Annotated in this window: 19 protein-coding genes; 15 read left to right on the forward strand and 4 right to left on the reverse strand. The window is 72.0% G+C overall.

All coding sequences use genetic code 11. The features are described from left to right. Window positions 1-12 precede the first annotated feature (12 nt). Window positions 13-804 (forward strand): SDR family oxidoreductase, encoded by a 792-nt coding sequence (locus K4S16_RS30630; RefSeq protein ID WP_149262545.1) that lies wholly within the window; start codon window positions 13-15, stop codon window positions 802-804. Window positions 805-811: 7 nt separating this feature from the next. Here the strand turns inward: K4S16_RS30630 and K4S16_RS30635 are convergent, their stop codons facing one another. Beyond that, window positions 812-1,327: a DUF6624 domain-containing protein gene (locus K4S16_RS30635; protein WP_149262546.1), complete on the reverse strand. Its 516-nt coding sequence runs from the start codon at window positions 1,325-1,327 to the stop codon at window positions 812-814. Between the two features lie 173 nt (window positions 1,328-1,500). Between K4S16_RS30635 and K4S16_RS30640 the strand changes: the two genes are divergently transcribed. Then, window positions 1,501-2,796: a hypothetical protein gene (locus K4S16_RS30640; RefSeq protein WP_149262547.1), complete on the forward strand. Its 1,296-nt coding sequence runs from the start codon at window positions 1,501-1,503 to the stop codon at window positions 2,794-2,796. A gap of 67 nt (window positions 2,797-2,863) precedes the next feature. On the opposite strand, the gene K4S16_RS30645 is transcribed toward K4S16_RS30640, so the two are convergent. After that, window positions 2,864-3,529, reverse strand: a complete 666-nt coding sequence (locus K4S16_RS30645) for a TetR-like C-terminal domain-containing protein (RefSeq protein ID WP_149262548.1) — start codon at window positions 3,527-3,529, stop codon at window positions 2,864-2,866. A 322-nt stretch (window positions 3,530-3,851) separates the two neighbouring features. On the opposite strand from K4S16_RS30645, the gene K4S16_RS46585 reads away from it, so the two are divergent. Together K4S16_RS46585 and K4S16_RS30650 are read left to right on the forward strand one after the other, a co-directional pair. Next, on the forward strand, window positions 3,852-3,980 hold the full coding sequence (locus tag K4S16_RS46585; protein WP_268843287.1) for a hypothetical protein: 129 nt from the start codon (window positions 3,852-3,854) through the stop codon (window positions 3,978-3,980). 20 nt (window positions 3,981-4,000) lie between these two features. After that, the gene (locus K4S16_RS30650; RefSeq protein ID WP_149262549.1) at window positions 4,001-5,212 is read left to right on the forward strand and encodes an FAD-binding oxidoreductase; all 1,212 of its coding nucleotides are present in this window, start codon (window positions 4,001-4,003) and stop codon (window positions 5,210-5,212) included. A 105-nt stretch (window positions 5,213-5,317) separates the two neighbouring features. Here K4S16_RS30650 and K4S16_RS30655 read toward each other — a convergent pair whose 3' ends face one another. Together K4S16_RS30655 and K4S16_RS30660 are read right to left on the reverse strand one after the other, a co-directional pair. Next, window positions 5,318-6,919, reverse strand: a complete 1,602-nt coding sequence (locus tag K4S16_RS30655; protein ID WP_149262550.1) for a class I adenylate-forming enzyme family protein — start codon at window positions 6,917-6,919, stop codon at window positions 5,318-5,320. Between the two features lie 192 nt (window positions 6,920-7,111). Continuing rightward, a complete protein-coding gene (locus K4S16_RS30660) occupies window positions 7,112-7,582 on the reverse strand; it encodes a hypothetical protein (protein ID WP_160161081.1) in 471 nt (156 codons plus the stop codon). A gap of 427 nt (window positions 7,583-8,009) precedes the next feature. Between K4S16_RS30660 and K4S16_RS30665 the strand changes: the two genes are divergently transcribed. From K4S16_RS30665 to K4S16_RS30715, 11 genes are all read left to right on the forward strand, one after another. Next, window positions 8,010-8,771, forward strand: coding sequence for an SDR family NAD(P)-dependent oxidoreductase (locus K4S16_RS30665; protein WP_149262552.1), 762 nt, complete (start codon window positions 8,010-8,012; stop codon window positions 8,769-8,771). 222 nt (window positions 8,772-8,993) lie between these two features. Further along, entirely contained in the window at window positions 8,994-10,403 is a 1,410-nt protein-coding gene (locus K4S16_RS30670) for an ABC transporter substrate-binding protein (RefSeq protein ID WP_149262553.1), read from the forward strand. Between the two features lie 40 nt (window positions 10,404-10,443). Next, window positions 10,444-12,675, forward strand: a complete 2,232-nt coding sequence (locus tag K4S16_RS30675) for an ABC transporter permease (protein WP_149262554.1) — start codon at window positions 10,444-10,446, stop codon at window positions 12,673-12,675. Beyond that, the gene (locus K4S16_RS30680; protein WP_235037179.1) at window positions 12,662-13,414 is read left to right on the forward strand and encodes an ABC transporter ATP-binding protein; all 753 of its coding nucleotides are present in this window, start codon (window positions 12,662-12,664) and stop codon (window positions 13,412-13,414) included. The genes K4S16_RS30675 and K4S16_RS30680 overlap by 14 nt, the downstream gene beginning before the upstream one ends. Next, entirely contained in the window at window positions 13,407-14,165 is a 759-nt protein-coding gene (locus tag K4S16_RS30685; RefSeq protein WP_149262555.1) for an ABC transporter ATP-binding protein, read from the forward strand. The genes K4S16_RS30680 and K4S16_RS30685 overlap by 8 nt, the downstream gene beginning before the upstream one ends. A gap of 6 nt (window positions 14,166-14,171) precedes the next feature. After that, window positions 14,172-14,525: a hypothetical protein gene (locus K4S16_RS30690; RefSeq protein ID WP_149262556.1), complete on the forward strand. Its 354-nt coding sequence runs from the start codon at window positions 14,172-14,174 to the stop codon at window positions 14,523-14,525. 95 nt (window positions 14,526-14,620) lie between these two features. After that, window positions 14,621-15,868 (forward strand): NADH:flavin oxidoreductase, encoded by a 1,248-nt coding sequence (locus K4S16_RS30695; protein ID WP_149262557.1) that lies wholly within the window; start codon window positions 14,621-14,623, stop codon window positions 15,866-15,868. Further along, window positions 15,861-17,561: an AMP-binding protein gene (locus K4S16_RS30700; RefSeq protein WP_149262558.1), complete on the forward strand. Its 1,701-nt coding sequence runs from the start codon at window positions 15,861-15,863 to the stop codon at window positions 17,559-17,561. The genes K4S16_RS30695 and K4S16_RS30700 overlap by 8 nt, the downstream gene beginning before the upstream one ends. A 32-nt stretch (window positions 17,562-17,593) precedes the next feature. Then, window positions 17,594-18,757, forward strand: a complete 1,164-nt coding sequence (locus tag K4S16_RS30705) for an acyl-CoA dehydrogenase family protein (RefSeq protein ID WP_149262559.1) — start codon at window positions 17,594-17,596, stop codon at window positions 18,755-18,757. Then, window positions 18,754-19,770 carry a bifunctional MaoC family dehydratase N-terminal/OB-fold nucleic acid binding domain-containing protein gene (locus tag K4S16_RS30710; RefSeq protein ID WP_149262560.1) on the forward strand — a complete coding sequence of 339 codons (1,017 nt, stop codon included), beginning with the start codon at window positions 18,754-18,756 and terminating at the stop codon, window positions 19,768-19,770. The genes K4S16_RS30705 and K4S16_RS30710 overlap by 4 nt, the downstream gene beginning before the upstream one ends. Next, entirely contained in the window at window positions 19,770-20,834 is a 1,065-nt protein-coding gene (locus tag K4S16_RS30715) for an acyl-CoA dehydrogenase family protein (protein ID WP_149262561.1), read from the forward strand. The genes K4S16_RS30710 and K4S16_RS30715 overlap by 1 nt, the downstream gene beginning before the upstream one ends. The last annotated feature ends 20 nt before the right edge of the window (window positions 20,835-20,854 follow it).

A 20,854-nucleotide genomic window follows, 5' to 3' on the forward strand; every position in this document is an offset into this window, starting at 1 on the left:
CTTGGAGGGGTCATGGCATCAACCATCCTGGTCACCGGTGGCACGGGCACGATCGGGCGGCGGGTCGTCCCGCTGCTGCGGGACGCAGGGCGCGACGTGCGGGTCCTCAGCAGGCGCGCGCACGAGTCCGCCGACGGCGTCGAGTACGTGACCGGCGACCTGCTCAAGGACGAGGGGATCGACGCCGCGCTGGACGGCATCGAGATCGTCATGCACCTCGCGGGCGCGACCAAGGGCGACGACGTGGCCGCACGGCACCTGGTGCGGGCCGCGTCGCGGGCGGGCGTGCGGCACCTGGTGCTCATCTCGGTCATCGGGGCCGACAGCGTGCCGCTGGCCTGGCTGAAGACCCAGTTGGAAACGGAGCGGGCCGTGGCCGAGTCGGGGGTGCCCTACACGATCCTGCGGGCCGCGCAGTTCCACGACCTTGTGCTCAAGGTGGTGCAGGGGATGGCGAAGTCCCCGGTGGTCCCGCTCCCGGGCGGGCTGCGCTTCCAGCCGGTGGACGCGCGCGACGTCGCGGAGCGGCTCGTGGAACTGGCCCTGGGCGAGCCCGCCGGACGCGTCCCCGACCTGGCCGGGCCCACGGTCTACCCGATCGGCGTGCTCGTGCGCGGCTACCTGCGGGCGAGCGGCAAGCGCCGCGCGACGATGCCCGTCCGCATCCCCGGAAAGGCCGGGCGCGCCTACCGCGCGGGCGACAACCTCTCCATCGAAGGGGCCGACCGGGGCGAGCGCACTTGGGAGGACTTCCTGGACGAGCGACTCGGGCGCCCCGCCCCCGTCGAGGCGACGGTCGGCTGACCCGGGGTCACGGCCCCTCGCCGGAGGCCAGGCGCCGCATGCGGGCGTCGTTCTCGGCCATCGGCGGCAGCCCGACCTCGGCGCGCCGTTCGTCGACGCGGTCCGGGTCCTCGATCGGCCGGGGCCCGAAGCCGGTCTCGGTCGTGTAGTACTGCGTCCCGTACAGCTGGGGGCGCCCGGCGTTGACCCGGACGCGGTCCTCCAGGTAGGCGAGGTCCTTGCGGTCGGCGTCCCCGGCCTCGACCGCCTCGCGCATCGCCTTCAGGAACCGGCGCTGGTGCCTCGGCCGCCAGTCGGCGTGCTGGGCGAGCAGCCAGGCCGCGTGCGCCCCCTCCGTGCCGACAGCCGCGACGCCGGGCCACCCGTGCCGGCGGACGGTCCGGGCCAGCCATCCGGTGTTCCGCAGGTCGGTCCAGAGGAAGCGCAGCCCCTGCACGATCGTCAACTGTCCCCCGCGCGCGGTCGCCGCCTCCCGGACCCGCTGGTCGCGCTCGGCGCGCCGTAACAACTCGTCCCGCAGCATGCCCCCACTATCGCCCAACTCGGTGTAAGGAACCAGAAAGCGGCCTTCGTCATCTAAAGAAGGGACGACGCGGGGGCGATCGAACGGGGCGGTAAATGGTTCGGGGGACGAAGTTAGGAAATGACAGGGGCACCAGCGCGCTGGAATACGGCGCGCTTCTGGCGGTCGCCTCGGTGATCATCGGAGTGCTGGTCACCGCCGTGCCCGATGTGGCCGAGCCGAAGATCCGCGACGCTGTCTGCCGGATCTTCGGCGGTGAGTGCGACTCCGGGAAGCCGGGGAAACCCGGTGAGCCCGGACATGGGCAGGACGGCGACGACCCCAAGCCCGCGGCCGCGCAGCAGCCCTGCGTGACGTCGACCGTGGAGCGCAACACCGTGCGCCAGACCCTCCTCGGGCTCGACACCGAGATCGACGGGGAGACGCGCAGTGTGCAGATCTTCTCCAACGGCGCGGCGGTCCTCAAGGAGGGCACGGTCCACGGCGAGGGCACGTCGATCGGCTTCGGTTTCGACCTGCCGAAAGGGGTGAGCGGCTCGGTCCAGTTGACCTCGAACGACATCGTCGAGCAGGGCGAGATCCTTTACTTCGCCACCCAGGAGGACCGCGAGCTGTACTTGGCGTATTTCAAGGCGAACGGCGAGCTCAACATGGGCATCCTCACCGGGGATGTGAAGTCGCCCGACGAACTGCTGGCGAAGAAGGCGATGCTGAGCAAGCTCCGGCAGAGCATGGTGCAGTCGCAGTACACCAAGGTCGGCAAGGAGGGCACGGCGAAGATCGCGGCCTCGTTGTTCGGCGCGAGCGCCGGCGCCGAGATGGGGCTCGGCACGTCGTCGGTCGTCCAGCGCGACAACCGGACCGGCGACGTCACGACGACGTTCCAGGTGGACGCGAAGGCCCTCGGCCAGCTCGGCATCCTCGTGGCCGGGGAAGGGCACGCCCAGGTCGACGGGCAGGTCAGCCTGGCGGTCACCACCGACCGGAACGGGACCCCGAAGAACGTGCAGATCAGTGGCCAGATGGGCTTCCAGGGCCAGATCAACGGCCTGAACGGCGACCTCGGGGGCGCGATGGACTACGCGCCCACCGACAGGATGGGACGGCTCGGCGGCCTCATCGACTCGGCGGCGACGAGCGTCGGCGTCACCCACACCACCGACCCGCGCGGGATGCTGCAGGTCAACCTCGGCCTCGACCTCACCGACCCGCAGAACCGGCAGGCGTTCGAGGCCTTCCTCGGGAACCCGGCCCAGCCGGGCGCGCTCCTGGACCGGCTTAACGCCAAGGGAACCCTCGACATCCAGACCTACGAGGGCCAGTCGCACAAGGAGGGCGCCGAGCTGGGCATCCAGGCGATCTTCGGGATCGGCGCCAAGGGCGAGGAGACCACGACCACGATGGACCTCACCGACGCCTACACGATCGACGCGCAGGGCCTGCACCACCGCACCGACTGCCTGAAGTGACCGGGCCGCACTCATCGCGCACGCCCGCCGCCCGCCGCCCGCCGCCGGGGAAGGACGGCCGGCCGCGTCAGGGGCGGGTCGCGCGGAGGGCGAAGTCGACCAAGGCGTCGACCTCCTCCCGGGCTGCGGGCCGGTGGCGGGTGAGGGGGGTGAGGATGAGCGGGCTCGCCAGGATGTTCAGCACCCTTTCCGGGGTGCAGCCCGGGTGGACCTCGCCGCGGGCGATGCCGCGGGCGACGACGGCGCGCCAGGACTCCTGGATCGGCTCGAAGTGCTCGAAGATGAGCGCGCTCAGCTCGGGCGTGCCGCGCGCCGCGATGATCGCGTTGGTGCTGACCTCGACCGGGCTCGCGAAGAACAGCGCCAGGCGGTGCGCCAGTTCGCGGAGGTCCCGCTCCCACGAGCCCGTGTCGGGCACCTCGACGGTGCTCGAATGGGCGTCGAGCCCCTCGCGGACCAGGTCGGCGAACGTGGGCCACCAGCGGTAGATGGTCTTGCGGTTGAGGCCCGCGCGGGCGGCGACCTCGCTGGGGCCGAAGTCGACGACGCGCTCGGCGAGCAGGTCGAGGACGGCCTGCGCGACGGCCTGGCGGACCCGTTCGCTGCGGCCGCCGGTGCGCACGCGCCCGCGCGGCGGGTCGGCGGGGCCGGCCGGCGCGGCGGCGTCGGCGGTCGGCGCCGTGCGCTCTGGGCGGGAGGGCCGGGGGTCCGGCCGGGTGGTGCCGTCGCTCATCCTCATCCCCTAAAAGGGTCACGCTGTTGACTTTACTGTGGTCGCGGACCCATCATGGACCATGCCCCGCGGGTCGGGCTCAAGGAGCCTGAACCCGTGGACCGTTCCAGCGGTTCCCGCCGCTCCGGTGCGCCGCGGACGCCGTCCGCCGGCACCGGTCCTCGTCCCCCAGCGGTCCTGCCACCGGCGACTCGCCGGCTCCCCGCGCATGCCCTTTCCACGGAGGTGCACATGAAGGTCGCCGCCCTACGACGAGCGGGCGAATGCCGCGGGCGTCACCGTCGTCACCGGGTGCGGTTCCGCGCCCGGCATCACCAACCTCATGGCGCGCTGGGCGTGCGACGGGCTCGACCGCGCGTGCGTTGACCCGCAGCCGTTCCTCCGCGAGGTGCTGGCGCAACTCGGCGTCGACCTGCACCACACCGCCTCCCAGACCCGCCGCGTGTTCTGAGCCCGGAAGAAGGCATCCCCATGCGATCCACCGAATTCGACGTCGCCGTGGTCGGCGCCGGTCCCATCGGCGCCGCCACCGCCCGGCACCTCGCCGACCGGGGCGCGCGCGTCCTCATCGTCGGCCCCGACGAACCCGCCGACCACAAGGGCCATGACGGGGTGTGGTCCGGCCACTACGACCAGGGCCGGCTCGGGCACGTCCTCGAGGTCCCGCTCGTCGCCTCGCTGCTCGCCGCCCGCTCGATACGGCGGTTCGGCGAGCTGGCGGAGCGCACCGGTGTGGAGTTCACCCGGCCGGTCCATTCGCTGGCCGTCATGCCCGCCGCTCCCGAAGGCCACGAGCCGTCCGAATGGTTCGACCTCGGCAGGCTGATGCGGAACGCCCAGGACGTCGGGTACTCCGCCGAACACCTCTCGGAGAGCCGGCTCCGGGAGCGGTACCCGCACCTGGCGTTCGAGCCGGGCCACGAATGCGTGGTGCAGCGGGACGCTCTGATCGTCAACCCGCGCGACCTGGCCGCCGCCGAGCTGGCCGCAGCCACGGCCGCCGGCGCCGTGCTCGTCCGCGACGAGATCACCGAGATCGGGCCCCCGGGCCGCCGCCGCGGGCTGACCGCCGGTTCGGGCGCGTCGTGGACCGCGGACGCGGTGGTCCTCGCCACGGGAGCGTCGACCAACGCGGGCGGCCTGCTGCCCCGCAGGCTCGCCATGGACGTCTTCGGCGCCACCGTCGTCCTGGTCGAGGTCCCCGGCCCCGAGGCGGTCGACCTGCCCGGGATCATGTACTACAAGCAGCGCGGCGGGGAGCTCCTGTTCGGCGGGATCGTCATGTCGCCGCTGCGCTACCCCGACGGTCGCTGGTACGTCAAGTGCTCCGGCGCCGGGCTGCTCGACAACCCCCTCGGCACGCGCGAGGAGATCGCCGCGTGGGTCCGCACCGGCGGCTCCGCGGCCGACATCGAACCGGCGCTCGCCGTCCTGCGGGAACTGCTCCCCGCGGAGGCGGCCGCGTCGCTCGGCCCCGCCCGGGTGCGGCCGTGCCTGGTCTCCCGCAACCGCAACGGGCACCCGTACGTCGACCACGCGGACGAGAACCTAGTGGTCGTGGTGGAAGGCGAACGCGGCGTCATGGCCGCCGACGAGCTCGGCCGCCTCACCGCGTCCCTCGCCGCGACCGGCCGCTGGACCGACGGCATCCCGCACCGGCTCTTCCAGGCGGAATGGACGTAGGGACCGAGCACGAGCGCGGCGGCCGGACGCGCGGGACGCGCGTCCGGCCGCCGCGCCGGAGCCTGCCGTCGATGCCCGTCCGCATGCCGCGGTCGGGCACGCGGGTCAGGACACCGTGTCCTCCACCTGCCTGCGCAGCACCTTCCCGGTCGCGTTCCGGGGGAGCGGGTCGGACGTGACGTGCCAGCGGGTCGGGACCTTGAAGTAGGCGAGCCGCTCCTTCGCGAAGGCCGTCAGCTCCTCGGCCGAGGGCGCGTCCCCGGCGAAGACGACGACCGCCGCGACCTCCTGGCCGAGGTCGGGGTGCGGGACGCCGATGACGATGCACTCCGACATCCCCGGGTACTCGGCGAGGACGTTCTCGATCTCGATCGGATAGACGTTCTCGCCGCCGCGGATGATCAGGTCGGAGCGGCGGGTGGTGAGCCGCAGCCGGCCGTTCTCGAGCACGCCGATGTCGCCGGTGTGCAGCCAGCGGTCCGCGCCGACGGCGGCGGCGGTGGCCTCCGGGTCCCGCCAGTAGCCGATCATGTTGTAGGCGCTGCGGGCGCACACCTCGCCCTCGGTGCCGTCCGGGACCGGCTTGCCCTCGGCGTCGCGGATCTCCAACTGGACGCCGAGGTTCGGAGCGCCAAGCGTGCCCGGCGCCTCGGCGATGTCCATGGGCGTGGCGACGGAGATGGCGGTGCAGGACTCGGTCAGGCCGTAGCTGTCGACCAGGGCGCCGCGCGCGGGCGGGAACACGGACTGGAGCCGCTCCTTGAACGCGGGCGACGACGGCGCCGAGGCCAGCGCGAAGGCGGTGAGCGACGACAGGTCGTACTTGGACAGGTCGCCGTGCTCCATCATGCGGTGCGCCATCGTGGGGACGGCGCCCCAGTTCGTGACCTTCTCCCTCTCGACCAGGCTCAGCACCTCGTCGACGTCGAAGGCGCCCAGGTGCATGACCACGGTGGTGCCGGTGGCGAGCCGCGGGACGGCCAGGTTGTGCAGGGACGCGATGTGGAACAGCGGCAGCGCGAGCAGGTAGCGGCGGGACGAGGGGTCGATGCCGAACGCGCCCATCACGGCGTCGTTGAACCGGTGGTACTCGATCACCGAGGCGAGGTTGCGGTGCGAGTGGACGGCGCCCTTCGGGCGGCCCGACGTGCCGCTCGTGTAGAGGATGACCGCGGGGTCGTCCTCGGCGACGTCCGGCACGTCCAGCTCGGCGGCGGGGTAGCGCCCCATCAGCGACGGGACGTCCTTCTCGATCGTCAGCACGTCCTCGGAGATCAGCGCGGCCCGCTTCTCGTCGGCGATGACGACCTTCGGGTCGGTGTGGCCGAGCGCGTACTCGATCTCGCGCGGCGCCCACCAGGCGTTGTAGCCGACCGGGACGGCGCCGGCGGCGATCGCCGCCCAGAACGAGACGATCCATTCGGGGCTGTTCGCGGCGTTGATCGCGATCCGGTCGCCGGGCCGCACCCCGAGGTCGTCCCGCAGGGCCTTCGCCATGGAGGCGACGGCGGCGGCGTGCTCGGCGAACGTCAGCCGGCGGGACGCGGTCACGAGGTAGTCCCGATCGCCGTAGGACGCCGACCGGGTGAGCACCTCGCCGAGACTGCGGGCGCGGTGGGCGAACACGGGCAGCCGCGTTCCCAGCACCTCTTCCTCGCGGAGCTCGAACTCGCCGCCGGGACCCGTCAGCTTCGCGATGCTCTCCATCGCACCCCCTCCTGCTCGCCGGAATCGCCATTGTGAGCCGCCGCACATGGGCTTCACCAGGGCATTCCGCTCACCGGGACGGCCGCGGACGGCCCTTCTTCGAGAGGGTTCCCTGTGCGCGGCGAGGTCGCGGTCCGAGCCCCTCCCCGACCACCGTCCGGTCGCCGTCCGGTGATCAGGGAGAGCGGAGGCCTAGTAGGTGATGCACGCCTTGGGCGGGCGGTACTTGTCCGTGGTCGGGTGGAAGATCGTGGCGATCACCGGCATCGGGGTGACGGCGCACCACTTCTGCTTGCCCTTGCGGTTGGACTTGTAGAGGACGACGTCGCACCAGCTCTTACCGCCGCACATCCGCTGCTTGCCGCCGAGCGCCCCGCCGTTCTTCGTGCCGCTGACGTAGACGGTCATCGTGGTCCGCCGGGTGCACTCGACGTAGCCGCGGAGCTTGATCTTCGACCCCGAACTGACGCTGGCGTAGGTCCGGCACTTCGTCTTCGGGATCATGGTGTTGTTGAGCCGGAACCACGCGCTCCACGCCTGGCTGCCGGCCTTGACGGTCACCCGGCCGTCCTGGGGTGACGCGTTGACCGGGGCGGGTTTCGCCGACACGCCGGCCGGTGCGTCGGCCGACGCGGCGGGTGCGATCGCGACTGAAGCGGCCACGGCGAGTGAGGCCATGGCCAGTTTCCGGACGGTAGATGGCAACGGACTGCTCCTTTCAGCGAGCGATGAAAGGGAGCCAAACAGCGGTGCGTCTCCGCTGAGTCTCCGCGCCGTCTCCGCGGTACCTCCGAGCCGTCTCCGTCCCGGTTCACGTCGCCTCGGTCTCCGCGCGGCCCGCGGTGGGCGGCGAACCGAACGCCGGGCCGCCCGTCGCGGCCGCCCCACCTCGGGCTCCACCAGGGCATTCCGCTCACCGGGACGGCCGCGGGCGCCCCCTGACACGGTCGTTCCCGCTGAGCGGGACCGGGCCCTTAACGTGCGCCGCGTCACATCACCATGACCGCACCAGGACTGATCGGACCGGGCTGACCAGGCAGAAGCCGGCGGACCGGACCGGGCGCGCACGCAGGACTGAGCGGGAGAGCCAATGGGAAGTCTCAGCGACAAGATCGCGATTGTGACCGGAGCGGGGCAGGGCGTGGGGCAGGGCATCGCGCTCGCCCTGGCGTCCGAGGGCGCGGCGATCGCCGTGCTCGGCCGTACGGCGGCCAAACTCGAAGCGACCTGCGAACTGATCCGCGAGCGGGGCGCCGCGGCGGAGCCGTTCGTGTGCGACATCGCGGAGACCGAGGCGATCCCCGGCGTGGTGGAGCGGGTCGCCGAGACGTTCGGCGGCATCGACGTCCTCGTCAACAACGCCTACTCCGGCGCCTACGGGCCGCTCCTGGAGATGAGCGACGCGAAGTTCCGCAAGGGCTTCACCACCGGCCCGTTCGCGGCCTTCGCGTTCATGAAGGCGTGCCATCCGCACATGAAGGCGCGCGGCGGCGGCAGCATCGTCAACCTCGTCACCTCCGCGATGGTCCGCTGGGATCCGGCCACGTACGGCGCCTACGCGGCGGCCAAGCAGGCGCTCCGCTCGCTGACCAGGACGGCCGCGGCCGAGTGGGGGCCGGACGGCATCCGCGCGAACAACATCGCCCCGCACGCCCTGTCGCCGGGCCTGAAGTGGTGGGCGGAGAACAACCCGGAGAAGGCCGAGGAGTTCCGCAGGACGATCCCGCTCGGCTACATCGGCGACTGCGAGGACGACATCGGCCGGGCCGTGGTGGCGCTCGTCCAGCCGGCGATGCGCTACCTCACCGGCGCGACGATCCCGCTGGACGGCGGCCAGGCCAACTTCGGCTGAGCCTCTCCGTCCCGGCCGGGACCGTCCCGGCTCCCGTCACCGGGCCTGCCCGGCCCGTTCGGCCTACCTGACCCGTTCGGCCTGCCTGGCCCGTTCGGCCTGCCCGGCCTGTCATCGAGCGCACCAGAGGGGCGCGCGAACCATTCGCATCCAGAGTCCCGTCCCCCGCCTGCCCGAAAACACCACTTGCCGCCCCGGCGGCCGGTGAAAGGAGTACGACCGATGAAGGTCGACAAGATCGGACGCCTCGCAGCGGGCGCCCTCGCGGTCGCGCTCGTGACCGCGTCCTGTTCGAGCGAGCGGTCGGGCACGGACGGCGTGTCCGAGGGCAAGGGCTCGGGCGGCGCCGCCGCGTCGAGCAAGACGTTCGGCACGCTGCCGTCGCCGTGCGGCCCCGGCGACGCCAAGGGCAGGACCGACCAGGGGATCACCGATGACACGATCACCATCGGCTTCGGCGACGACCGCGGCTTCACCGCCGCGCCCGGGCTGTCCAAGGAGATGGGCGACGCCGTCAGCGCAATGATCGACTGGTGCAACCAGCAGGGCGGCATCAACGGACGCAAGATCAAGGGCAACCAGTACGACGCCGCCTACATGCAGTCCGCGAAGGTGGTGCAGGAGTCCTGCAAGCAGGACTTCATGCTCGTGGGCCAGGGCTTCGCGATGGACGAGGCCGCCGAGCAGTACCGGGTCGGCTGCAAGCTGCCGACGGTCGCCGGCTTCACCGTCGGCCCGAACGCGTCGATGGGCCCGATGAAGTACGAGGCCGTCCCGTACCCGGTGGACATGCTGAACATCGGCGGGCTCCGCCTCGCGGAGAAGCTGTTCCCCGACTTCAAGGACAAGACGGACCTGCTGCTGTCGACGTCCCCGGCCGTCAGCACCGGCAACAACAAGATCGCCAGCGCGATGAAGGGCATCGGCATCAAGCCGCTGGAGTGCGGCGTCCGGCTGAACGACAAGGGCGAGAGCAGCTACATGCCGTTCGCCGAGAAGATCAAGAAGTGCGGGGCCGGCTACCTGTGGTCGTCGGACTCGCCCGACCCCGGCCAGTTCAGCCTGCTGGAGTCGATCGAGCGGGTCGGCGCCGAGCCGACCTACGTGTTCGAGTCGACCTGGTACAGCACGCTCGTCGCCAAGTGGAACACCTCGGGCGCGGGCGACCGGCTGCACGTCGGCATGATCTTCCAGCCCCTGGAGAACGCGGACAAGGTCCCGGCGGTCAAGCAGTACGTCGACCTCGTCGAGGCGAAGAAGGGGAAGGTCGCGATGCTCGGCCTCCAGGCCACCTCGTCCTTCCTGCTGTGGGCGCAGTCCGCGCAGAAGTGCGGCTCCGACCTGACCCGGCAGTGCGTGATCAACGAGTTGTCGAAGGTGCACGACTGGACGGGCGGCGGCCTGCACGCCCCGACCGACCCGGGCGACAACAAGCCCGCGTCCTGCTCGCTGATGGTGAAGCTCGACAAGACCAGGTACGAGCAGGTCCTGCCGAAGAACGCCGGTGAGTTCGAGTGCGGCCCCGAGTTCGTCGTCAAGACCGACCCCAGGACCTGGGGCGCGAAGCTCAACGACGACCGGATCTCGACGAAGTTCCTGACCGGCGACGTCATCAAGCCCCAGTCCTCCTGACCTGACCCGCCGGAGGCGGCGACCACATGGCTGTGAATCAATGACGACGTTCCTGACCTACACGATCCTGGGCCTCGTCCTGGGGTCGGTGTACTCCATCGCGGCCTCGGGGCTCGTACTGACGTACAACACCTCGGGAATCTTCAACTTCGCGCACGGCGCTCAGGCGATGTTCGGCACGTTCCTGTACTGGCACCTCACCGAGCGGTGGGGCTGGCCGGTGTGGCTCGCGCTGATCATCGTGATCGGGCTCGCCGGCCCTGCGATGGGCGCCGGGCTGCACGCGGTGATCATGAAGGGCCTGCGCGGCACCGCCGACGTCACGAAGATCATCGTGACGGTGGCGGTGCTGCTCGGCACCGTGTACCTGGCGCAGTGGGTCTGGAATCCGGACGAGGCCCACACCGTGGACATGTTCTTCGGTGCGGGCGCGAAGATCACGCTGGCCGGCGTGGTCATCCGGTACCACGAGATCGTCTGCCTGGTCGCCGCCGTGGCGATCGCCGCCGGGCTGCGGGTGCTGTTCACCCGCAGCCGGACGGGCGTCGTGATGCGCGGCTCGGTCGACGACCCCGACCTGCTGCGCCTCAACGGCCACGACCCCGAGCGCGCCGCGATGCTGTCGTGGGCGCTCGGCTCCACGCTCGCCGTCCTCGCCGGGGTGCTGATCGTGCCCATCAGCGGCGGCGGGCTGGACGCGACCGCGCTGACGCTCCTGGTGATCGACGCCTTCGCGGCGGCGATGTTCGGCCGGCTGCGCAGCATCCCCCGCACCTTCGCCGGGGCGATGGTGCTCGGCCTCGCCGCGAACTACGTGCTCGCCTACCTGCCGTCGGCGGGCACGTTCGCGGGCAACCTGCGCGTCTCGCTGCCGATGATCATCCTGTTCGTCGTGCTGGTGGTGCTGCCCCAGGACCGGCTTCGCGGGGCCGCGATCCGGACCCGCGAGCGGTACCGGCCGCCCACCGTCCGGTCGGCGGCCGTGTGGGGCCTCGTGCTCGTCGCGGTCGTGTACCTCTACAGCCTGCTGCTGTCGGACGGCGCGATCACCACGTTCGCGCTCGGCATGACGTTCGCGATAGTCGCGCTCTCGCTGACCGTCCTGACCGGCTACGCGGGCGAGTTGAACCTCGCGCCGCTGGCGTTCGGCGCGGTCGCGACGGTCGTGGCGTTCCATTTCGGGGTGGAGGGCACCGGCCTCGCGGCCCGGACGAACGTCCAGGGGGTGCTGCTGGCCGTGGCCGCGGCCGCGCTGGTCGGCGGGCTCGTCGCGCTGCCGGCACTGCGCCTGCGGGGCCTCTACCTCGCCCTCGCCACGATGGCGTTCGGCGAGTTCCTGTCGAACATGGTGCTGCGCGACACCACCGAGCACGAGCTGTTCGGGATGCGGTTCACGCTCTTCCCGGACGGGTCGCTGGTCGTCCCGCCGCTCAAGGCCGGCCCGTTCGACCTCCGGGACGGGACGACGTCGCTGATGACCGCGACCGTGCTGTTCGCGCTGATCGCGGTCGGGCTCGCCGCGCTGCGCGGCAGCGGGTACGGGCGCAGGCTCGCGGCGATGAAGGACAGTCCGGCGGCGTCGGCGATGCTCGGGCAGAACCTGGTCCGGCTGAAGCTGAGCGTCTTCATGATCTCCGCGGCGATCGCGGGGCTCGGCGGCGTGCTGATGTCCGCCGCGACGGGCACGGTCGCGCAGGAGAACTTCTCCTTCCTCGGCAGCCTCGGCCTGCTGATGCTCGTCGTGGTCGCGGGCATCGGCTACCTCAGCGGCGCCCTGCTCGGCGGGCTGATGGCGGGCGTCGGCTCGGCCGTCATCGTCTCGACCCTCGGCGACCTGGCATTGGAGAACGAGGGCATGGCGACGGTCTACGGCGTCCTCGGCCACCTCGTCCTCGTCGGGACGGCGCTCGTCGGGATGACCGTCGGCAGGCATCCGAGCGGCTTCGTCCACGACATCGTCGAGGGCTACCGGGCGACGCGGAACGCCAAGCCCGTCCTGTACGGGGCGGCGGCGCTGGGCGTCGTCCTCTACCTGCTCGCGCTGACCGGCGTGATCGGGACGTGGACGTTCGCGCTCGTCGCCATGTGCGCGGTCATGCTGCTGCCCGTCTTCGGCCGCATGTACCTGGACGAGGGGCGGCGCGACCGCCCGGCACCGCTGGAACTCGTCGGCGTGGACGAGCCCTACACCGACGAACTGCGCGCGCGCCTCGACCGCGAACTCGGCCTGCCCGCCGTCCTGAAGAAGGGAGGTTCTCGTGTCACTGCCTGAGACTCCGCTGCTGGAGACGCGGGGCATCACCGTCCGTTTCGGCGGCAACACCGCCGTCGACGATGTCGGCCTCACCATGGCCGAAGGCCAGATCACCGGGCTCATCGGCCCGAACGGCGCCGGCAAGACGACGATGTTCAACACCATCACCGGCTTGCAGAAGCCCGCGTCCGGCCAGGTGCTTCTGGACGGCGACGACATCACCAAGCTGTCCCCGGCCAAGCGCGCGCGGCGCGGCATGGCGCGCACGTTTCAGCGGCTGGAGTTGTTCCTGTCGCTGTCGGTGCGCGACAACGTCCGCGTCGCCGGCGACATCCTGCGAGGCAACTCCCGCAGGCGCTTCGACCTGGACGAGCGGACCGACAAGGTCCTCGAACGGACCGGGCTGACCGACATCGCCGACCGCGACGTGTCCGACATCCCGATCGGGCGCGCCCGTGTCGTGGAGGTGGCGCGCGCGCTGATGACCTCACCGCGCGTCCTGCTCCTGGACGAGCCCGCGTCCGGCCAGACCGAACCCGAGACGGAGGCGTTCGCGGAGATGCTGACCGGCCTGGCCGGCGAGGGCCTCGCGATCTGCCTCGTCGAACACGACCTGCCGCTCGTCATGAAGCTGTGCTCCACCGTCCACGTCCTCGACTACGGCGCCCTGATCGCGTCCGGCGCGCCGGCGGAGATCAAGGAGTCGCCCGAGGTCATCGCCGCCTACATCGGCACGGAGGAGGCGTCGCATGCCTGAACCGAAGGCCGTCCCGGAGCCGCGCGCGGCGGCCGACGGGCCCTCGCCGGAGACCGAGCCGCTGCTCGAACTCGTGGACGTCCGCGCGGGCTACGGCGCGATCGAGGTCCTGCACGGCGTGGACCTGGCACTGAAGCCGGGGTCGCTGCTGGCGCTGCTCGGCCCGAACGGCGGCGGGAAGTCGACCACGATGCGCGTGTGCGCGGGCCTGCACCCCCCGACCGGCGGGGAGCTGCGGTTCGCCGGACGCAAGGTGAACGGCGTCTCGGCGCAGGACGCGGCCCGGCTCGGCGTGTGCTCGATCCCCGAGGGCCGCGGGATCTTCCCGAACCTGACGGTGCGGGAGAACCTGTGGGCCGCCACCGGAACCGGCGCGAAGCTGGAGGAACTGGAGGAGAAGGCCTATGCCCGCTTCCCGCGCCTCGGCGAGCGCCGCCACCAGCTCGCCGGATCCATGTCCGGCGGCGAGCAGCAGATGCTCGCGCTGTCCCGGGCGCTCGGCACCGATCCGGCGGTGTTGCTGCTCGACGAGCTGTCCATGGGCCTCGCGCCCATGATCGTCACCCGGATGTACGAGACGGTCGCCGAGCTGGTCGAGGGCGGCCTGTCGGTGCTGGTCGCGGAGCAGTTCGCCCGCGCCGTCCTGCCGATCGCCGACACCGCCGCGCTGATGCTGCACGGGCGCGTGGTGGCGGTCGGCCCGCCCGCCGAGATCGAAGACCGGCTGTCCAGCGACTACCTGGGAGGTTGACCCACCATGCTCACCGAGGAACGACGCCAGCGGTTCAAGGACGACGTCGCGCGGCAGCGCCTCAGGACCGACACGTCCCGCTTCGACGGGGCGGCCCGGATCGCCGGGCTCCTGGCCATGGTCGCCGGCATCGCCGGGACGTTCGTCGCCTACAACGTCTCGCTCGCCAAGGACGACATGCGGGACGTGGGCTCGCTGCAGACGCTCGCCGTCGGGTTCCTGGCGGTGACCGTCCTCGGCGCGGCCCTCTACCTGGCCGCCGCCGTCACCCGCGTCCTGCGCCTGTGGCTGCTGCGCCAGCTCGTCGAGCAGCAGTCGCAGGCCGACCAGATCGCCGCCGCGCTGCGCGAGAACCCCTAGCGGCGGCGGGCGGCCCGATTGCTCCCGGTCAGCGGGATGTCCGGAGTGCCCGGACATCCCGCTGATTAACGTCTAGTCCGGATGGAGGACTTCCAATGAACGACCCGACCCGCCTGCTGGGGGGCGACCCCCCGCACCCCCCGGCAACCGCCGCGAAGCCCGACGTGTTCGCTCCAGCAAAGCTGGGGCCGATCACGCTGCGGAACCGCACGATCAAGGCGGCGACGTACGAGGGGCTGACCAAGGACGGCCAGGTCACCGACGCGCTGATCGACTTCCACGTCCGGCACGCGCGCGGCGGCGTCGGAATGACGACCGTCGCGTACTGCGCGGTCGCGCCGGAGGGCCGCACCGACCGACGGCAGATCCACTGGCGGGACGAGGCGATGCCCGGCCTGCGCAGGCTGACCGACGCCGTGCACGCGGAGGGAGCGGCCGTCCAGGCGCAGATCGGGCACGCCGGCCCGGTCGCCAACCCGAAGAGCAACCGGCTCCCCGCGCTCGCGCCCAGCCGCCACTTCCACATGACCACGCAGACCGTGGCGAGGGCCGCCACGCGCGCGGACCTGGAGCGCGTCGTCGAGGCGCACGGCCGCGCGGGCCGGATGGCGATCGGGGCGGGGTTCGACTCCATCGAGATCCACATGGGGCACAACTACCTGACCAGCTCGTTCCTCAGCCCCAAGGTCAACCACCGCAAGGACGAGTACGGCGGGTCGCTGGAGAACCGCGCCCGGCTGGCGCGCGACATCGGCCGCGCCGTCCGCGACGCCGTCGGCGACCGCATCGCGATCACCGCGAAGCTCAACATGGACGACGGCGTGCCCGGCGGGTTCTGGATCGACGAGGCCATCCAGGTGGCGCGGTGGCTGGAGGCCGACGGCACGGTCGACGCCCTCCAGATGACCGCCGGCAGCTCCCTGCTCAACCCCATGTACCTGTTCAGGGGCGAGGCGCCGCTGCACGAGTTCGCCTCCGTCATGAAGCAGCCGACCAAGCTCGGGATCAAGCTGATCGGCAAGCACTTCCTGAAGTCCTACCCGTACGAGGACCTCTACCTGCTCAGGGACGCCCGGCAGATCCGCGCCGCGGTGAAGCTGCCGATGATCCTGCTGGGCGGCGTCACCGACAAGGCGGGCATGGACACCGCGATGGCGGAGGGCTTCCAGTTCGTCGCGATGGCCCGCGCCCTGCTGCGCGAACTCGACCTGATCAACAGGATCAAGGACGAGCCCGAGACCGGGTCGCTGTGCATCCACTGCAACAAGTGCATGACCGCGATCTACGGCGGCACCCACTGCGTCCTGTCCACCGAGCCGGCCTGGGGTGCCGCGAGTGCGTGACGAGACGATCGCGGCGATGCTGCTGGCCCGGCTGGGCGACGCCCGGCCCGGCCTGCGCAGCCGCGAGCGGACGTGGACCTGGGACGAGGTGGTCCGCGAGAGCGCGGCCCGCGCGTCCCTGGCCCGCGACCTGCGCTCGGACGGGCCTGTCTCTTGTGGGGGGGCGACCCCCCACTCCCCCCGGAACGGCCCTTTCCACATCGGCGTACTCCTGGAGAACGTCCCCGAGTACGTCCTGTGGCTGGGCGCGGCGGCGCTGGGCGGCGCGACGATCGTCGGCATCAACTCCACCCGGACCGGCGCCTACCTGGAGCAGGAGGTCCGGCACACCGACCTCCAGCTCGTCGTCACCGACCAGGCCGGGCTGAAGCTGCTGGACGGACTCGACATCGGCGTCCCGCGCGACCGCTTCCTGCTGATCGACGACGACGGCTACCCGGAGCTGGTCGCCGCCCACGCCTGCGAGCCGGAAGCGGACGAGTCGGTCACCCCCGAGACGCAGCTCCTGCTGCTGTTCACCTCCGGGACGACCGGCGCCTCCAAGGCGGCGCGCTGCTCGCAGGGGCGGCTCGCCGAGCTCGGCCGCAACAACAGCGCGAAGTACGACGTCAAGCGCGAGGACGTCAGCTACTGCTCGATGCCGCTGTTCCACGGCAACGCGCTGATAGCGCTCTGGGCGCCGTCGCTGGCAGTCGGGGCGACCGTCGTCCTGGCGAGGAAGTTCTCCGCGTCCGGGTTCCTGCCGGACGTCCGCCACTACGGCGCGACGTTCTTCACCTACGTCGGCAAGGCGATCGGCTACGTCCTCGCCACCCCCGAGCGACCGGACGACGCCGACAACACGCTCACCCACGGGTTCGGGACGGAGGCGTCCCCGGAGGACAAGGCCGAGTTCCTGCGCCGCTTCGGCGCGCGGCTGGTCGAGGGCTACGGGTCCAGCGAGAGCGCGGGCATGATCAAGCGGGATCCGCAGGCGCCGCCGACCGCGCTCGGCCGCCCCGCCCACGACGGCGTCCGCGTCGTCAATCCCGAGACGCGCGAGACCTGCGCTCCCGCCGTCCTGGACGGGCACGGCCGCGTCACCAACGCCGAGGCCGCGGTCGGCGAGATCGTCGACGTGCACGGCGCGGCCAGGTTCGAGGGCTACTACAGGAACCTGGAGGCCGACGCCGAGCGGGTCAGGCACGGCTGGTACTGGACGGGCGACCTCGGCTACGTCGACGGCGACGGGTTCCTGTACTTCGGCGGCCGGTCCGGCGACTGGATCCGGGTGGACTCGGAGAACATCTCCGCGCTGCTCACCCAGAACGTCGTCCGCCGCCACCCGAGGATCGTCGACGCGGTCGCGTTCGGCGTGCCCGACCCGCGCTCCGGCGACCAGGTGATGGCGGCGATCGAGATCCCCGAGGGCGTCGAGTTCGAGGACCTGGACCTGCCCGCGTTCCTGGCCCACCAGGACGACCTCGGCACCAAGGGCGCGCCGCGCTTCGTGCGCGTCTCGCACGCGCTGCCGACGACCGGGTCGGGAAAGCTCAAGAAGAAGGAGCTGCAGCTCGACGGCTGGCGCACGGCCGACCCCGTGTACCGGTGGGCGGGCCGGGGCTCTCCGGAGTACGTCCTGATGACCGAGGCGGACAAGGCCGCGCTCCGCGCGGAGTTCACCGCCGCGGGCCGCGGGCGCTTCCTCCCCTGACCGACCGCCCCCCTGACCGAGAAAGGGCCTGTATGGATCTGCGTGAGTCCGAGGCGCATCGCGAGTTGCGCGCGGAACTGAGGGCGTACTTCGCGGGCCTGCTGCCCGCGGACGTGCGCCGCCGCGCCGGCGAGCAGGGCGTGGGCGGCGAGCGGTTCCGCGAGATCGTCAAGATGCTCGGCAACGACGGCTGGCTCGGCTACGGCTGGCCGGAGGAGTACGGCGGGCAGGGCAGGTCGATCGCCGAGCAGTACGTGTTCTTCGACGAGGTGCAGCGCGCCGGGCTGCCGTTCCCGTTCGTCACCGTGAACACGGTCGGGCCGACGCTGATGCGCTTCGGCACCGAGGAGCAGAAGCGGACGTACCTGCCCGGGATCCTGTCGGGCGACCTCGTGTTCGCGATCGGCTACACCGAGCCCGAGGCCGGGACCGACCTCGCGTCGCTGCGCACCCGGGCCGTCCGGGACGGCGACCGGTTCGTCGTCGACGGCAGCAAGGTCTTCACCAGCGGCGCCAACACCGCCGACCACATCTGGCTCGCGGCGCGGACGAACCCGGACGCGCCGAAGCACAAGGGCATCTCGATCCTGATCGTCCCGACCGACGCCGACGGGTTCTCCTGGAGCCCGATCCAGACGGTCGGCGGGATGGTCGTGACGGCGACGTACTACAACGGCGTCACGGTGCCCGCGTCGTCGGTCGTCGGCGACGTCGACGGCGGCTGGAACCTGATCACCACGCAGCTCAACCACGAGCGCATCGGGCTCGCCGCGCTCGGCGGCCGGATGATCCGGCTGTGGGAGGACGTCCGCGACTGGGCGCGCGAGAACGGCGTGATCGACCTGCCCTGGGTGCGGGCCGACCTCGCGCGCACGCACGCCAGGCTGGAGGCGATGCGGCTGATGAACTGGAAGATGACGATGGCGGTGGAGGCCGGGACGCTGACCGGCGCGCAGGCCGGCGCCGCCAAGTCCTACGGGACCGAGACGCACATCGACGTCCAGCGGACGCTGACCGGGATCCTCGGCGCCGCCGGGCGGATCCGCCCCGAGTCGCCGGGCGCCGTGCTGCACGGCCAGATCGAGCAGCTGTCGCGGCAGGGCATCGTCAACACCTTCGGCGGCGGCGTCAACGAGGTGCTGCGCGACATGGTCGCCGTCCAGGGGCTGGGTCTGCCGAGGTCGAGGCGGTCATGAGCGGCGGTGAGGAGTACGAGGCGCGGCTCCAGGCGTGGGCCGGACGGCCCTACGGCGAGCGGCGGACCGGGCAGGACCCGGTGAACGTCCCCATGATCCGGCACTGGGTCGAGGCGATGGAGGACGGCAACCCCGTCTACCTGGACGAGGACGCCGCGAAGGCGACCGGCCGCGACGGCGTCGTGGCGCCCGCGTCGATGATGCAGGCGTGGACGATGCGCGGGTACGCGGCGTCCGTCCGCGACGACCCCGCCGGGCCGGACGAGCTGACCGAGCTGCTGGCCGAGGGCGGCTACACCTCCGTCGTCGCCACCGACTCGGAGTTCGAGTTCCACCGGGAGCTGGTGCCGGGCGACCGCGTCAGCGTCGAGGAGACCGTCGAGTCGATCTCACCGGAGAAGAGGACCGCGCTCGGCGCGGGGCGCTTCGTCAGCACGGTCAAGACGTACCGGGACGCGGCCGGCGAGGTCGTCGCCACGCAGCGGTGGCGCCTCCTGCGGTTCCGCCCGCCCGAGAAGCCCGCCGAGAAGCCCGCCGAGAAGCCCGCCGAGAAGCCCGCCGAGAAGCCGGCGGAGGGGGCGGCCGAGCCGAAGGCGCTGCGGCCGCGACCGCCGAACAACCTGGACAACGCGTTCTGGTTCGAGGCGGCGAAGGAGCACCGGCTCGTCATCCAGCGCTGCGCCGACTGCAAGTCGCTGCGGCACCCGCCGGGCCCGTGCTGCCCGCAGTGCGGCTCGTTCGAGTGGGACACCGTCCAGGCGTCGGGCGAGGGCCACGTCCACAGCTACGTCGTCAACCACCACCCGCGCCACCCCGCGTTCGAGTACCCGCTGGTCGTCGCCGTGATCGAGCTGGCCGAGGGGACGCGGCTGATCGCGAACATGACCGGGGTCGCGCCGGCGGACGTGGAGGTCGGCATGCCCGTCGTCCTCGACTGGATCGACCCGGACCCCGACCTCTCCCTGCCGGCGTTCCGCCCGGCCGGACCGCCTCGCAACCCCGAGGAGCGCTGATGGACTTCACGCTTGGCGAAGAGCTGGAGGCGGTCAGGGACCTGGCCCGGCAGATCTTCACCGACCGCGCCACGCAGGCGCGGATCAGGGACGCCGAAGGGACCGAGCACGGCTACGACGAGGGCCTGTGGGGCGAGCTGGGCGAGACGGGCCTGCTCGGCGTCGCGCTGCCCGAGTCGGCGGGCGGTGCGGGCCTCGGCGCCGGCGGCCTGGCCGTCCTGCTGGAGGAGCAGGGGCGCGCCGTCGCCCCCGTCCCGGTCTGGCCGGCCGTCGTCGCCGCCCTCACGCTCGCCGCGCACGGCGAGGACGTCCCCGCCGGCTTCGTGGACGGGACGTCGCGGCCGACCCTCGCGCTGGAGGAGTTCGCCCCCGCCGACCCCGCGGCGCCGCGGTGCGCCGCCGCCCAGGACGGCGCGAACTGGCTGCTGACCGGCACGAAGGCCGCCGTCCCGACGCCGTTCGGCGCGAGCCACGTCCTCGTCTCGGCCGCGTCGCCGGAGGGACCGGGCCTGTTCCTGCTGGAGGCCTCCGCCCCAGGGGTCTCCTGGGAGCGCGCCGAGACCACCAGCCGCGACGTCGCCGGGCACCTGACCCTCGACGGCGCCCCCGCGCGGGCTCTGCCGGACGGCGCGCTGGCCACGGCGCTGCGGCTGGCCCGCGTCTCCCTCGCCGCCGTCCAGGTCGGCGTCGCGGAGGGCGCGCTGCGGATGGCCGCCGACTACCTCGCGGGCCGCGAGCAGTTCGGCCGCCCGCTCGCCACCTTCCAGGCCGCGCAGCACCAGCTCGCCGACTGCTTCATCGAGATCGACGCGCTCCGCGTCTGCCTCTGGCACGCCGTCTCGCTGATCGCCGCCGGGGAGGACGCCGAGACGGCCGTGCTCGTCGCCAAGTGGTGGTCGGACGAGGGCGGGCTGAACGTCGTCCACCGCGTCCAGCACCTGCACGGCGGCATCGGCGTGGACGTCGACTACCCGGTGCACCGCCACTTCCTGTGGGGCAAGCAGATCTCCGGGACGCTCGGCGGCGCCTCCTTCGACCTGGAGCTGCTGGGGGCGGCCCTGTGACCGGAGGAGCCGTGACCGGA

The sequence above is a fragment of the Actinomadura sp. K4S16 genome (assembly GCF_008327685.1).
Lineage (GTDB): Bacteria > Actinomycetota > Actinomycetes > Streptosporangiales > Streptosporangiaceae > Spirillospora.